The sequence below is a fragment of the Streptomyces sp. NBC_01549 genome (assembly GCF_026339955.1).
Taxonomy (GTDB): Bacteria; Actinomycetota; Actinomycetes; order Streptomycetales; family Streptomycetaceae; genus Streptomyces.
The window spans coordinates 5,125,690-5,139,119 of the sequence record NZ_JAPEPW010000001.1 but is presented as its reverse complement, the minus strand read 5'-3'; the positions used below and the strand labels follow the sequence as shown (position 1 = coordinate 5,139,119).

Here is a 13,430-nt window from a genome sequence, read left to right as displayed (position 1 = left end):
AGGCGTGTCCTTTGGACATTCTGTCGCCTCCCTTCGTGCTGAGCACCCTCGCCCCATTACGATCAGCGGACCCGACCGTCCCATCCCCATAAGGACTCGCCATGGGTTCCGCCAAGAACACCACCTCCGCGCAGCGCAAGGCGCGCATAGAAGAGATGCGTAAGGCCGAGCGTGCCCGGGAGCGTCGTAACCGGATCCTCACGATCACGGCCAGCACGGTCATAGTCGCCGGTCTCGTCGTCGGCGGTGTCGTCCTGGTCCGGTCGCAGTCCGACGACAGCGGCACCTCGGCCAGCGACTCGAAGGGCGGCTCTGGGCACTTCGTCACGGGCAAGGACGGTGTGGAGACCTGGTCGGGGACGCTGTCCCGCAACCACGTCACCAAGACCGTGAAGTACCCGATGGAGCCCCCGGTCGGCGGCAACCACAACCCGGTGTGGATGAACTGCAACGGCGACGTCTACGGCAAGGCGATCAACAACATGAACGCCGTGCACTCGCTGGAGCACGGCGCCGTGTGGGTGACGTACAACAGCAAGGCCTCCGACGCCGACGTGAAGGCGCTCGAAGCGAAGGTCAAGAAGACGCCGTACACCCTGATGAGCCCGGTCGAAGACCAGAAGGACCCGATCATGCTGAGCGCGTGGGGCAAGCAGCGCACGGTGACGAGTGCGAGCGACCCGAACGTCGACAAGTTCTTCTCGGAGTTCGTGCAGGGCAAGCAGACGCCCGAGCCGGGCGCCGCCTGCACCAACGGTCTCTCGCAGTGATCCAGATGCGACAGATGGGCTGGATCGCGGGGACCACGGCTGCCGCGCTGGTCGCCGCCGGCGCGATCACGTACGCGGTCGCCGAGAGCGACGGCTCGGGGTCCTCCGGAACGAAGGTGCCGTCGGCCGACTCCGCGGACGCGGGTTTCGCGCGGGACATGGCGGTCCATCACCAACAGGCCGTCGAGATGTCGTACATCGTGCGCGACCGTACGAACAACGTGGAGGTACGGCGACTCGCGTACGACATCGCGCAGACGCAGGCCAATCAGCGCGGCATGCTGCTGGGCTGGCTCGACCTGTGGGAGCTGCCGAAGGTGTCGGCGGACGCGCCCATGACCTGGATGGGCATGGGCGACATGGCGTCCGGCAAGGACGGCGCGCTGATGCCCGGCATGGCGACCAACACCGAGATGAAGAAGCTGAACACGCTGAGCGGCAAGCAGGCGGAGGTCTTCTACCTGCAGTTGATGACCGACCACCACAAGGGCGGCATCCACATGGCCGAAGGCTGCGTCGCGAAGTGCACGGTCGGCGTGGAGAAGAAGCTCGCGCAGGGCATGGTTGACGCGCAGCAGTCGGAGATCCAGCTGATGGCGGACATGCTCAAGGAGCGGGGCGCCAAGGCCCGCGACTAGGACCTGTCCGGCGGACCATGCCGGACGGACCCCATGCCGGACAGACCCCAGGAGTATTGACCCGCAGGGTTGTTCACGCGGCCGATCGGTGGTCGGCCACCGATGCCGTCCTCGCCAGGCGTCGACTCGGCCTTCGTGGCGCGGTCGACGCCTGGGGCCTTCGTATGGCCGCACCGGTGGAACTCTTCGTGTCGTATGAGTCCAGCTGCTTCAAAGCCCCCGCACGCTCCGGGCCGGGATGCGCCTACCAGCGCCGGGACCAACCACGAACTCGCCGATGTCGCAATACGCTGACGAATGTGGGGAACCCCTTTACAAGATAACGAGGGATATCCCTACATCGAGGGCGAGGGTGCCGCCATACCGCCCCAAATGCCCTTCAATCACAGCCACTTGGTGTTTCCTTGGCTTTCTCATTCCCCTGGCATGAACGGATCATCGCCAGAGTGACCCCCAGCGTGATCCAGTCCCTGTGCCCTCAATTCCGGCACACGGTCTCGCACATCACGAACGACCGGACATGCGACGAACCGCATCGCAGGGGGTTTTATGAGATCCAATCGCGCCATCGTGCGCGCCGGGGTGAGCATGGCGGCGACACTGCCGCTGCTCGCCGGCGCGCTGGCGCTCGGTATACCCACGGCCAACGCCGCGGACGGCCCCAGCCGGGACACCCTCACGGGCACCAAGCCCGCGTGGGCCACGGCGAAGGCGGACAAGGGAGCCGCGTCCGACAGTTCCCAGGTCTCCGCCCGGGTCTACCTGGCCGGCCGGAACGCCGCCGGTCTGGCCGCATACGCCAAGGCCGTGTCCGACCCGAACTCGGCCTCGTACGGCAAGTACCTCAGCGCCAAGCAGACGCAGGCCCGTTTCGGCGCCACCAAGGCGCAGGTCGCCGCGGTGACCTCGTGGCTGAAGTCGGCCGGTCTGAAGGTCACCGGCACCACGCAGCACTACGTCTCCGTCACCGGCGACGTGGCCGCCGCCGAGAAGGCGTTCGGCACCCAGCTGCACAACTACACCAAGGGCAAGAAGACCTACCGGGCGCCGTCGAAGACGGCCTCCGCACCGGCCGCCCTGAACGGCGCCGTCCTGACCGTCACCGGCCTGGACAACGCCCCGCACAAGGCGACGCACGACGACACGCTGCCGCCCCCGGACGCGGTGTTCAAGAACTCCGGGCCGTTCTCCTCGTACTTCGGCTCGAACATCGCAAGCACCCTGCCGGACGCGTACGGCACGAAGATCCCGTACGCGATCCAGGGCTACACGGGCAAGCAGCTGCGCGCCGCCTACGGCGCGGGCAAGCGCACCGGCAAGGGCGTGCGGGTCGCCATCACCGACGCGTACGCCTCGCCGACCATCGCGTTCGACGCGGCCACGTACGCCAAGAAGCACGGTGACGCGGCGTACAGCAGCAGCCAGCTGCGTCAGGTGCTGCCCGGCACCTACACGCAGACCGAGGCGTGCGGGGCGGCCGGCTGGTACGGCGAGGAGACCCTCGACGTCGAGGCCGTGCACGCCGTCGCGCCGGACGCGAGCATCACGTACGTGGGTGCCGCGTCCTGCTTCGACAACGATCTGCTCGACTCGCTGAACAAGATCGTCGACAACCACCTGGCCGACATCGTCTCCAACTCGTGGGGCGACATCGAGGCCAACCAGACGCCGGACCTCGCGGCCGCCTACGACCAGACCTTCCAGTTCGGCGCGGTCGAGGGCATCGGCTTCTACTTCTCCTCCGGTGACAACGGTGACGAGGTCGCCAACACCGGTACGAAGCAGGTCGACACCCCGGCCAACTCGGCGTGGGTGACGGCGGTCGGCGGTACCTCGCTGGCGGTCGGCAAGGGTGACAAGTACCAGTTCGAGACCGGCTGGGGCACCGAGAAGGCCGCCCTCGCGGCCGACGGCAAGAGCTGGACCGGCTTCCCGGGCGCGTTCACCTCGGGCGCGGGCGGCGGCACCAGCAAGACCGTGGCACAGCCCTTCTACCAGAAGGGTGTCGTGCCCGGCGCGCTCGCCACGGCCAACGGCACCACGGCCATGCGCACCGTGCCGGACATCGCGGCGGTCGCCGACCCCAACACCGGTTTCAAGGTCGGCCAGACGCAGACCTTCCCGGACGGGTCCCAGCAGTACAGCGAGTACCGGATCGGCGGCACCTCGCTCGCCGCGCCGGTGATCGCGGCCGTCCAGGCCCTGGCCCAGGAGGCGCGTGGCGGTAAGGCGATCGGTTTCGCCAACCCGTCGATCTACGCGAAGTACGGCTCCAAGGCCTACCACGACGTGACGGACACCCCCACGGGCTCCGAACTCGCCGTGGCGCGCGTGGACTTCGCCAACTCCTTCGACGCGTCGGCCGGTCTGCTCACCTCCGTCCGCAGCCTCGGCAAGGACAGCTCCCTGAAGGCCGTGCGCGGCTACGACGACGTCACCGGTGTGGGCACGCCCACCTCCGGCTACATCGAGTCGTTCCGCTCGAACCACGGTCACTGACGGTCCCCCGTCACCACTGCGCCCGCCCCTCGTCGAGGGGCGGGCGTCGCTGTCTCCGGGCATGCGGCTGAGCGGTACGGATACCCGGTGGGGGTAAGCTACCGGGTATGACGACGAGGAGCAGAGCACGGTGGGGACAGCTGACGCTGCTCGCCGCGCTGCTCTTCGGGATCGTCACCATGCACACGCTGGGTCACCCGTCCGGACACGGCACGGGCACGGGCATGAGCGCGGCCATGAGAACCGGCGCGGGCACGAGCGCGGACAACACCTCCGACCATTCCGCGTACGCCATGTCGGTCCCGTCGTCCGTCATGTCGGCCCCGTCCGCCGCCCCTGAACCCAAGATGCCGCCCATGAGCGGCATGGACCCGCTCTCCGTCTGTCTCGCCGTGCTCGGGAGCTTCACCCTCGCACTGCTGCTCGCGGTGGCCCCGGGCCGCCCAGGGGCCGACCTCCTCCGCCCACCCGCACGCATCCGCTTGCCGCACACGCTGTGGCCGAACGCTCCCCCACCCCGAACCCTCCTCGCCCGTCTGTCGGTGCTGCGCATCTAGGACCTGTCCGGCCGATCACGGCGGAGACGCGGGGTGGCGGTGACATCAGCCGCTCCGCTACGGGCGCACATCTGCGGCGTTGTCGTCGGTTGCCGACTCCCCCACTCTCGACTTCGCTCGAGCGGGGGGACCCCCATCGCGTCGACGCCCTCCTCCGCCTTGCAGCTGCACGCACCACGCCCCGCTCACCGGTATCGACAAGGCGCCGCTGCTTTCCTCCACCGTGATCGACCGGACAGGTCCTAGGCCGGCGCATCGGCCGCTTCGTACCGGAAGCGGCGGACGCGCCCATCAGCACGCCGCATCATCACGACATCACCACGACGAGGTGTTACTCAGTCATGCGCATACACACGCGCCGCACCGTTCTCGGTGCGTCCATCGCCGTCGCCGGGACGGCCGTCGGCACGGGAGTTCTGTCCGCCTGCTCGGGCTCGGACTCCGGCTCGGGTTCGGGACATTCGGGCCACGAAGGGAACGAGGGGAACGAGGGAAGCGGGAGCGTACCGAAGGGGTACGTCGATCCGGCGGGTCCGGAGGTCGCCGCCGCCGAGAGGAAGCGGGGCTCGGGCCCGGTCCGCAAGGTGCGCCTCACCGCCGCCGCGACCTCCCTCGACCTCGGCGGCCGTACGGTCAGGTCCTGGGCGTACGGCGGCGAGCTGCCCGGCAAGGAGGTCCGCGTGACCGCGGGCGACACCCTGGACCTCACCCTCGCCAACCACCTCCCCCAGTCCACGTCCCTGCACTGGCACGGCATCGCCCTGCGCAACGACATGGACGGCGTGCCCGGCGTCACCCAGCGGGCGGTCAGGCCGGGCGCGGAGTTCGCGTACCGCTTCACGGTGCCGGACCCGGGGACGTACTGGTTCCATCCCCACTCGGGCACCCAGCAGGACCGCGGACTGTACGCCCCGCTGATCGTCGAGGACCCCAAGGAGCCGCTCTCGTACGACAAGGAGTGGGTGGTCGTCCTCGACGACTGGGTCGACGGGGTGGACGGTTCCACGCCGGACGCCGTACTCAAGGAGCTCAGCGGCGGCATGCACGAGGGCATGGACATGGGCACGGGCATGGACATGAGCGGGTCGCACATGCTCATGGGTGCCGAGAGTGAGCTGCTGGGCGGCGACGCGGGCGATGTCGCGTACCCGCACTACCTGGTCAACGGGCGTACGGCGCAGGCCCCTTCCACCTTCGGCGCCCGCCCCGGTGACCGTATCCGCATCCGCATCATCAACGCGGCCGGGGACACCGCCTTCCGGGTCGCCCTCGGCGGGCACGAGATGACGGTGACGCACACGGACGGCTTCCCGGTACGGCACGCGACGACGGACGCGCTGCTGCTCGGCATGGGCGAGCGCTACGACGTCCTGGTCACCGCCGAGGACGGGGTCTTCCCGCTGACCGCGCTGGCCGAGGGCAAGAAGGCGTCCGCGCGGGCGTTGCTGCGTACGGGCGCGGGGACGGCGCCCGCCGCCTCCGTACGGCCGAAGGAGCTCGACGGACGGCTGCTGACGGCCGAGAGGCTGACGGCGGACGAGTCCGTGGCGCTGTCACGAAAGGCGCCGGACCGCACGGTGAGGTTGCGGCTCACGGGAGGTATGGAGAAGTACGACTGGGTCTTCGACAAGAAGCCGTACCGCGCGGATCAGCGGCATCCCGTGCGGTCCGGGGAGCGGGTGCGGCTGGTGTTCGCCAACTCCACGAGCATGTGGCACCCGGTGCATCTGCACGGGCACACCTTCGCCCTCCCCGGCGGGGCCGGTGGTACGGGCGGGGCGCGCAAGGACACGGCGATCGTGCTGCCGAACGCGACGCTGACGGTCGACTTCGACGCCGACAACCCGGGGCTGTGGATGATCCACTGCCACAACGTCTACCACTCGGAGGCGGGGATGATGACCATCCTCGGATACCGGAGCTGAGGACCTGGAGGCCTGAGGGGCCGGGGCGTCTCCACGTGGGGCGCCCCACACCCCATTGTGTCGCTCTGACGATTACACTGGGCCCGTGCCTCAACTACGCCTCGCCCTGAATCAGATCGACTCGACGGTCGGCGATCTCGCCGCCAACGCCGAGGCGATCGTCCGTTGGACCCGGCACTCCGCCGAGCAGGGAGCGCATCTGGTGGCGTTCCCCGAGATGGTGCTGACCGGGTATCCCGTCGAGGACCTGGCCCTGCGGTCGTCCTTCGTCGAGGCCTCCCGCACGGCGCTGCGCGCGCTGGCCGCGCGGCTGGCCGACGAGGGCTTCGGGGAGCTGCCGGTGATCGTCGGCTACCTCGACCGGTCCGAGACCGCCCAGCCGAAGTACGGGCAGCCGGCCGGCGCCCCGCAGAACGCCGCCGCCGTGCTCCACGGGGGCCGGGTGGCGCTGACCTTCGCCAAGCACCACCTCCCGAACTACGGCGTGTTCGACGAGTTCCGCTACTTCGTGCCCGGCGACACCATGCCGGTCGTGCGGGTGCGCGGGATCGACGTGGCCCTCGCCATCTGCGAGGACCTCTGGCAGGACGGCGGGCGCGTACCGGCCGCCCGGTCCGCCGGGGCCGGGCTGCTGCTCTCCATCAACGCCTCCCCCTACGAGCGCGACAAGGACGACACCCGCCTCGAACTGGTGCGCAAGCGGGCCCAGGAGGCCGGCTGCACCACCGCCTACCTCGCCATGATCGGCGGGCAGGACGAGCTGGTCTTCGACGGCGACTCCATCGTGGTCGACCGGGACGGGGAGGTCGTCGCGCGGGCGCCGCAGTTCGCGGAGGGGTGCGTCGTACTGGACCTGGAGCTGCCGGCGGGCGCCGCCGAGCCGGTGACGGGCGTGGTGGACGACGGGCTGCGCATCGAGCGGCTGGTGCTCTCGGAGGAGCCGCTGCCCGCGTACGAGGCGGAGGTCGCCGGCGGGTACGCGGAGCGGCTCGACGCCGACGAGGAGGTCTACTCGGCGCTGGTCGTCGGGCTGCGGGCGTACGTCGCGAAGAACGGGTTCCGGTCCGTACTGATCGGACTCTCCGGTGGCATCGACTCGGCGCTCGTCGCGGCGATCGCGTGCGACGCGCTCGGCGCGCAGAACGTGTACGGGGTCTCGATGCCGTCGAAGTACTCGTCCGACCACTCCAAGGGGGACGCGGCGGAGCTCGCGCGGCGGACCGGGCTCAACTTCCGGACCGTGGCGATCGAGCCGATGTTCGACGCGTATATGTCGTCGCTGGGGCTGACCGGGCTGGCCGAGGAGAACCTCCAGTCGCGCCTGCGGGGCACCATGCTGATGGCCATCTCCAACCAGGAGGGGCACATCGTGCTGGCGCCGGGGAACAAGTCCGAGCTGGCGGTGGGGTATTCGACGCTGTACGGCGACTCCGTGGGGGCGTACGGGCCCATCAAGGACGTGTACAAGACGTCGATCTTCCGGCTGGCGGAGTGGCGCAACCGGGCGGCGGCCGAGCGGGGGCAGACCCCGCCGATCCCCGAGAACTCGATCACCAAGCCACCGAGCGCCGAGCTCCGTCCCGACCAGGTCGACACGGACTCCCTCCCCGACTATCCCGTGCTGGACGCGATCCTCGAGCGGTATGTGGACCGGGACGAGGGCGCGGACGGGATTGTCGCGGCGGGGTTCGACCGGGAGCTGGTGGTGAAGACGCTGCGGATGGTGGACACGGCGGAGTACAAGCGCCGGCAGTATCCGCCGGGCACCAAGATCTCCGCCAAGGGGTTCGGCAAGGACCGGCGGCTTCCGATCACGAATCGGTGGCGCGAGCACGCGTGACGCCGTAGGGGCGGGGGGTCTTTCGCCCCCGCCCCTACCCGTCCGGTGAGTTTTTTGGCCGCGGGCCGGTGGGGGCTGGTCTCGCAGTTCCTCGCGCCCCTTGGGCGCGGGTCCTTGCGTCAGTGATGGGCGTGTTCCGGGTGTGGGGGGACGTGGGTCGCCACCAGGCGGCCGGGCGTGGGTGCGAGGACCTCGGCGCGGCGGCGGTCCACGGCGTACGCCGTCGCGGCGACCGCGAGGCCGAGGACCGCGAGCAGCGCCCCCGCCAGCGCGGGCGACGTCGCACCGAAGCCGGCGGCCAGCGCGACGCCGCCGATCCACGCACCGCCGGCGTTCGCGAGGTTGAACGCGGCCTGGTTGGCGGAGGACGCCAGGGACGGCGCCGCGGAGGCCTTCTCCATGACCATCAGCTGGAGCGGCGAGCCGGTGATGAAGGCGGCCGTACCGAGGAGGGTGACGGCGACGGCCGCACTCCACTGGGCGCTCATGAGGACGGGGAAGAGGGCGAGGACCGTGACCAGCGAGGCGAGTCCGCCGAAGAGGGTGCCGCGCAGGGAGTGGTCCGCGAGGCGGCCGCCCACGAGGTTGCCGGCCGTCGCGCCGACGCCGAACAGCGCCAGCAGCAGCGTGACGCTGGAGTCGGCGTACCCGGCGGAGTCCGTGAGCATCGGCGTGATGTAGCTGTACGCGGAGAACAGGGCGCCGAAGCCCGCGACCGTCGTACCGAGGGCCAGCCAGACGGGGAGCGAACGCAGGGCGGCCAGTTCGCCGCGCAGGCCGCCCGTGGGGGCGTGCGTGTGGTCGCGCGGGATGAGGAACGCGAGCGAGGCTATCGCCGCCAGGCCGATCGCGCTCACGCCGAGGAAGGTCGCCCGCCAGCCGAAGTGCTGGCCGATGAAGGTGGCGACGGGGACGCCCGCGATGTTCGCGACGGTCAGGCCGAGGAACATCAGCGAGACGGAGCGTGCCTTGCGCTCGGGGGCGACGAGGTTGGTGGCGACGACGGCGCCGACGCCGAAGAACGCGCCGTGCGGCAGGCCGCTGACGAAGCGGGCGGCGAGCAGCCAGTGGTAGTCGGGGGCGAAGGCGGACAGCGCGTTGCCGGCCACGAAGAGCCCCATCAGGGCGATGAGGACCTTGCGGCGGGACATCCGGGCGGTGGCCGCGGCGAGCAGCGGGGCGCCGATCACCACGCCGAGGGCGTAGGCCGAGACGAGGTGTCCGGCGCTCGGGATGGATATGTGGAGGTCGTCCGCGACGTCGGGCAGCAGGCCCATCATCACGAACTCGGTGGTACCGATGCCGAAGGCGCCCACGGCTAGGGCGAGCAGGGCCAGTGGCATGAGGGGCCTTTCAGAAGAGCGGAGTGCAAAAGGGAGAACCGGACGGGCGGGGACGTGCCCGGCTTCGTGGGCGTGCACCACCGTGGCCGGGAGCGCACACACGCACGGATGCGCCCGTGCACACCGGTGTGCACGGGCTCCGTAAGTTCACCTGTGGAACAAAGTCTCGCAGGCCCAGTATTCCAGGAGGTTAAGACCCGGTTGCCGTGACCTTGACGCGGGCGGCGATCGGGAGGTGGTCGCTGCTGGTCTCGGGCAGGGTCCATGAGGTGACCGGCTCGATGTCCCTGACCATGATCTGGTCGATCCGGGCCATCGGGAACGACGCCGGCCAGCTGAACCCGAAGCCGCTGCCCGCCGCGCCCTGGGTGGAGCGCATCTGCGAGGTGACGGCGTTCAGCGCGCGGTCGTTCATCGTGCCGTTGAGGTCGCCGAGCAGGACGACCCTCTTCAGCGGCTCGTCGGCGATCGCCTCGCCGAGCGCGTCGGCGCTCCGGTCGCGCTGGCGGGCGGTGAACCCGGCCTCCATCTTCACCCGGACCGAGGGCAGATGGGCGACGTACACCGCGACCTGGCCGTTCGGGGTCGTCACCGTGGCGCGCATCGCGCGGGTCCAGCCCAGCTTGATGTCGACGGGCTTGATGCCGGTCAGCGGGTACTTGCTCCACAGCCCGACGGTGCCCTGCACGGAGTGGTACCTGTACGTCGGGGCGAGCGCCTTCTCGTACGTGGGGACCGCCCCGGCCTTCAACTCCTCCAGGGCCACCACGTCGGCGCCGGACGCGGCCACGTCACGGGCGGTGCCGGCGGGGTCCGGGTTCTCCGCGTTGACGTTGTGCGTGGCGACGGTCAGGTCGCCGCCGGCACCGGTCCGGTCGATGAGCAGTCCGCCGAACAGGTTCAGCCAGACGATCGCGGGCAACAGGACGGCGATCAGGGCGGTCGCGGACTTCCGTACGAAGCCGAGGACCAGCAGGACGGGGATGAGGATGCCGAACCACGGCAGGAACGTCTCGGTGAGACTGCCCAGGTTGCCGATCCTGTTGGGGATCCGCGCGTGCAGCAGCATCACCAGGGCGAGGATCAGAGCGAGCGCGGCGAGGATCAGTCCGCGGCGCCAGATGCCGCGGTCGCCCCGCCAGGCGGCCAGCCGGCGCCGGAGTTTGTCGAGCAGACGCCGAAGCCGGGGACCTCGGCGCTCGGGCCCTGAGCCGTCGCTGCCTGTCTCCGTCATGTACGCCTGCGCCATACCGTCGCCTCACAACCTGCCGTGCACACCGTCAGCCCCTCGGCTACGACCCTAGGGGATGATCGGCGTCGTTCTCGCCGTACCGGGACGGCCGTACGGGCATCAGGACGAACAACTCGGTGTCCGGGGTTCCGAATACGGGGTCGGAGTGCGGCCTCTGTGACGAAACGCGCACATTTCGCGCCGCCCGCCGAGCGGGTGAACCAGGTCTGTGGCACGATCCGCCGGACAGGCCCTAGGTTCCGGCGGGGCGCAGTCCCGCGAGTACCGTGTCGACGATCTGTTCGGCCAGGTTCTCGGGGAGTTCGGCGTCCGGGCGCATGACGGCGCGGACCAGCATGGGTCCGACGAAGAGGTCGTTGATGACCTCGATGTCCACGTCGTCGCGGAGTTCACCGTCCCGCTGTCCGCGGCGCAGGACCTCGAAGGTGGTCAGGCGCCGCGGTTCGATGACGATCGCCTGGTACGCGGCCCAGATCTTGGGGCTGGACTTGATCTGGGCGTAGACGTTGTGCAGGAGCGCCGAGGAGCGGCTGGCCAGGCCCCGCTGGCGCAGCGGCTCCAGAAGGGCTATCAGGTCGTCGCGCATCGAGGTGCCCGGGAGTTCGGCGTCCGGAGGCTCGGTGGCGCGCATGACGTCGACGAAGAGTTCCTCCTTGCCGCTCCAACGGCGGTAGATGGTCGCCTTGCCGACGCCCGCGGTCCGGGCCAGGCGCTCGATGGAGATCTCCCCGAGGGGGACGCCGTCCTCCAGGAGTTTTATCGCGCCCTCGATGATGGAGCGCTCCACGGCCTCGCTGCGGGGGCGCCCCCGGGGGGAACCCTCCTGCCTGGTTCGGCTGTCCGCGAGGCTCATGTGTCGCTCCCTTCCTTGGTGGTGCTGGCGCAATTCTCCCTGCCGCGCCCTGTCAGTGCTCGGCGGCCACCAACTCCGTCTCCTCCTTGCCCTGTTCCGGGGTCGAACTGCGGCCCGGCAGGAACAGGGCCACGATCACGGCGCCGACCAGCGCGATACCCGCACCGCACAGGGCGGTGACGTGCATGGCGTGCAGGAAGGCGTCGTTGGCCGGGGTGACGAGCGCGTCGCCCCGGGGGCCGAGCTTGGCGGCGACGCCGAGCGTGGCCTCGATGGACTCGCCCGCGGTGTGCCGCAGGCCGGCCGGGAGGACGGTGAGCTTGTCCTCGATGCCGTTGCGGTAGGCCGAGGACAGGACCGAGCCGAGGACCGCGATGCCGAGGGCACCACCGACCTGACGGAAGACGTTGCTCAGGGCGGAGGCGGAGCCCGCCTTCTCGCGCGGCAGGGCCTGCATGATGACGACGCTGGTCGGGGTCATGATGTGCGCCATGCCGGCGCCCATGAGGAAGAAGATGACCTCGAGGAGCCAGATCGGCGTGTGCGCGTCCAGGGTCGCGAAGGCGCCGAGCATCGCGCCGAGGAGCAGCAGGCCCGCCGTGCAGGTGGCCCGGTTGCCGAAGCGGTCGACGACGAGGCGGGCGCGCGGTGCGAAGAAGAGCTGGGCCGCGGCGAGCGGCAGCAGCAGCACACCGGTCTTCAGCGGCGAGTAGCCCCGCACGCTCTGGGTGTAGAAGACGGAGAAGAAGGTCACGCCCATCATCGCGAAGAAGACGAGCGCGATGGCGGCGATGGCGGCCGAGAAGACCTTGTTCTTGAAGTAGGTGATGTCGATGGACGGATGGTCGCTGCGCTTCTCGTAGATGACGAAGCAGGCGAGGACGGCGATTCCGGCGCCGATGGTCGCGAGGACCGCCGCGTCGGTGAAGGAGGCCAGCTGGCCGCCCTTGATGATGCCGTAGACGAGCAGGACGAGCCCTATGACCGAGAGGACCACGCCGACGAGGTCGATGCGGCCGGGGTTCGGGTCGCGGGAGTCCGGGACCAGCCAGAACATCAGGCCGAGCGCCAGCAGCACGATCGGCACGTTGATGAGGAAGACCGAGCCCCACCAGAAGTGGGCGAGGAGCACGCCGCCGGTGATCGGGCCGATGGCGATGGCGATGCCGACGCCGCCGGCCCAGATGCCGATGGCCTTGGGCTGCTCCTCGCGCTCGAAGACGTTCATGAGGACGGCGAGGGTGGCGGGCATCACGAAGGCGGCGCCGAAGCCCATCACCGCGCGGAAGACGATGAGCTGGACGGGCGAGCCGGCCTCCGCGGCCAGCGCCGACCCGGTGCCGAAGACGGCGAGTCCGGCGAGCAGGACCTTCTTGCGGCCGAACCGGTCGCCGAAGAGGCCCGCGGTGAAGAGCAGCCCCGCGAAGACGAGCGTGTAGGCGTTGATGGCCCACTCCAGCTCGCTCTGGGTGGCGCCGAGTCCGGTGGGCGCCGGCGTCGAGATCGTCTTGATCGCGACGTTGAGGATGGAGTTGTCCAGCACCACTATCAACAGGCTGAGCATGAGCACGCCGAGAATGGCCCAGCGGCGCCGATGTACCTCTTCGGGCACGCGCCGTTCGGCGTGAGCTGCGGGAGTTGTCATGGGGCGGAGCCTATCGATTTCCGATACGGGACCGTCTCGTATCGAAAATACTTTACAGAGACCTTACGAAGAGATGGCCTCCGACCGCCCGTGTCCCCGCGGAGCACC

At 69.8% G+C, this 13,430-nt stretch carries 10 protein-coding genes; 6 read left to right on the top strand and 4 right to left on the bottom strand.

Annotation, left to right across the window (positions count from 1 at the left end):
• Positions 1 to 101: 101 nt before the first annotated feature.
• From OG819_RS22855 to OG819_RS22830, 6 genes are all read left to right on the top strand, one after another.
• A complete protein-coding gene (locus OG819_RS22855) occupies positions 102 to 770 on the top strand; it encodes a DUF3105 domain-containing protein (protein WP_266582160.1) in 669 nt (222 codons plus the stop codon).
• 5 nt (positions 771 to 775) lie between these two features.
• Positions 776 to 1,408 (top strand): DUF305 domain-containing protein, encoded by a 633-nt coding sequence (locus tag OG819_RS22850; RefSeq protein WP_266652814.1) that lies wholly within the window; start codon positions 776 to 778, stop codon positions 1,406 to 1,408.
• Between the two features lie 549 nt (positions 1,409 to 1,957).
• Positions 1,958 to 3,907: a protease pro-enzyme activation domain-containing protein gene (locus OG819_RS22845; protein WP_266624259.1), complete on the top strand. Its 1,950-nt coding sequence runs from the start codon at positions 1,958 to 1,960 to the stop codon at positions 3,905 to 3,907.
• A gap of 107 nt (positions 3,908 to 4,014) precedes the next feature.
• Positions 4,015 to 4,464 carry a hypothetical protein gene (locus OG819_RS22840; RefSeq protein ID WP_266624261.1) on the top strand — a complete coding sequence of 150 codons (450 nt, stop codon included), beginning with the start codon at positions 4,015 to 4,017 and terminating at the stop codon, positions 4,462 to 4,464.
• 341 nt (positions 4,465 to 4,805) lie between these two features.
• Positions 4,806 to 6,389 (top strand): multicopper oxidase family protein, encoded by a 1,584-nt coding sequence (locus OG819_RS22835; protein ID WP_266651041.1) that lies wholly within the window; start codon positions 4,806 to 4,808, stop codon positions 6,387 to 6,389.
• An 85-nt stretch (positions 6,390 to 6,474) separates the two neighbouring features.
• Positions 6,475 to 8,229 carry an NAD+ synthase gene (locus OG819_RS22830; protein WP_266651040.1) on the top strand — a complete coding sequence of 585 codons (1,755 nt, stop codon included), beginning with the start codon at positions 6,475 to 6,477 and terminating at the stop codon, positions 8,227 to 8,229.
• 119 nt (positions 8,230 to 8,348) lie between these two features.
• Here OG819_RS22830 and OG819_RS22825 read toward each other — a convergent pair whose 3' ends face one another.
• The 4 genes from OG819_RS22825 to OG819_RS22810 all read right to left on the bottom strand — a co-directional run bounded on the left by OG819_RS22825 (position 8,349) and on the right by OG819_RS22810 (position 13,322).
• On the bottom strand, positions 8,349 to 9,572 hold the full coding sequence (locus OG819_RS22825; protein WP_266414511.1) for an MFS transporter: 1,224 nt from the start codon (positions 9,570 to 9,572) through the stop codon (positions 8,349 to 8,351).
• Between the two features lie 190 nt (positions 9,573 to 9,762).
• Positions 9,763 to 10,821 (bottom strand): endonuclease/exonuclease/phosphatase family protein, encoded by a 1,059-nt coding sequence (locus tag OG819_RS22820; RefSeq protein WP_266651039.1) that lies wholly within the window; start codon positions 10,819 to 10,821, stop codon positions 9,763 to 9,765.
• Positions 10,822 to 11,056: 235 nt separating this feature from the next.
• Positions 11,057 to 11,677, bottom strand: a complete 621-nt coding sequence (locus OG819_RS22815; protein WP_266414508.1) for a TetR/AcrR family transcriptional regulator — start codon at positions 11,675 to 11,677, stop codon at positions 11,057 to 11,059.
• A 52-nt stretch (positions 11,678 to 11,729) separates the two neighbouring features.
• Entirely contained in the window at positions 11,730 to 13,322 is a 1,593-nt protein-coding gene (locus tag OG819_RS22810; RefSeq protein ID WP_266624272.1) for an MFS transporter, read from the bottom strand.
• Positions 13,323 to 13,430 lie beyond the last annotated feature (108 nt).

What these genes read in the sequence shown, in the direction of transcription:
- OG819_RS22820 (WP_266651039.1), bottom strand. Translation starts at nt 10,821, where the DNA reads ATGGCGCAGGCGTACATGACGGAGACAGGCAGCGACGGCTCAGGGCCC.
- OG819_RS22815 (WP_266414508.1), bottom strand. Translation starts at nt 11,677, where the DNA reads ATGAGCCTCGCGGACAGCCGAACCAGGCAGGAGGGTTCCCCCCGGGGG.
- OG819_RS22845 (WP_266624259.1), top strand. Translation starts at nt 1,958, where the DNA reads ATGAGATCCAATCGCGCCATCGTGCGCGCCGGGGTGAGCATGGCGGCG.
- OG819_RS22835 (WP_266651041.1), top strand. Translation starts at nt 4,806, where the DNA reads ATGCGCATACACACGCGCCGCACCGTTCTCGGTGCGTCCATCGCCGTC.
- OG819_RS22850 (WP_266652814.1), top strand. Translation starts at nt 776, where the DNA reads ATGCGACAGATGGGCTGGATCGCGGGGACCACGGCTGCCGCGCTGGTC.
- OG819_RS22810 (WP_266624272.1), bottom strand. Translation starts at nt 13,322, where the DNA reads ATGACAACTCCCGCAGCTCACGCCGAACGGCGCGTGCCCGAAGAGGTA.
- OG819_RS22855 (WP_266582160.1), top strand. Translation starts at nt 102, where the DNA reads ATGGGTTCCGCCAAGAACACCACCTCCGCGCAGCGCAAGGCGCGCATA.
- OG819_RS22825 (WP_266414511.1), bottom strand. Translation starts at nt 9,572, where the DNA reads ATGCCACTGGCCCTGCTCGCCCTAGCCGTGGGCGCCTTCGGCATCGGT.
- OG819_RS22840 (WP_266624261.1), top strand. Translation starts at nt 4,015, where the DNA reads ATGACGACGAGGAGCAGAGCACGGTGGGGACAGCTGACGCTGCTCGCC.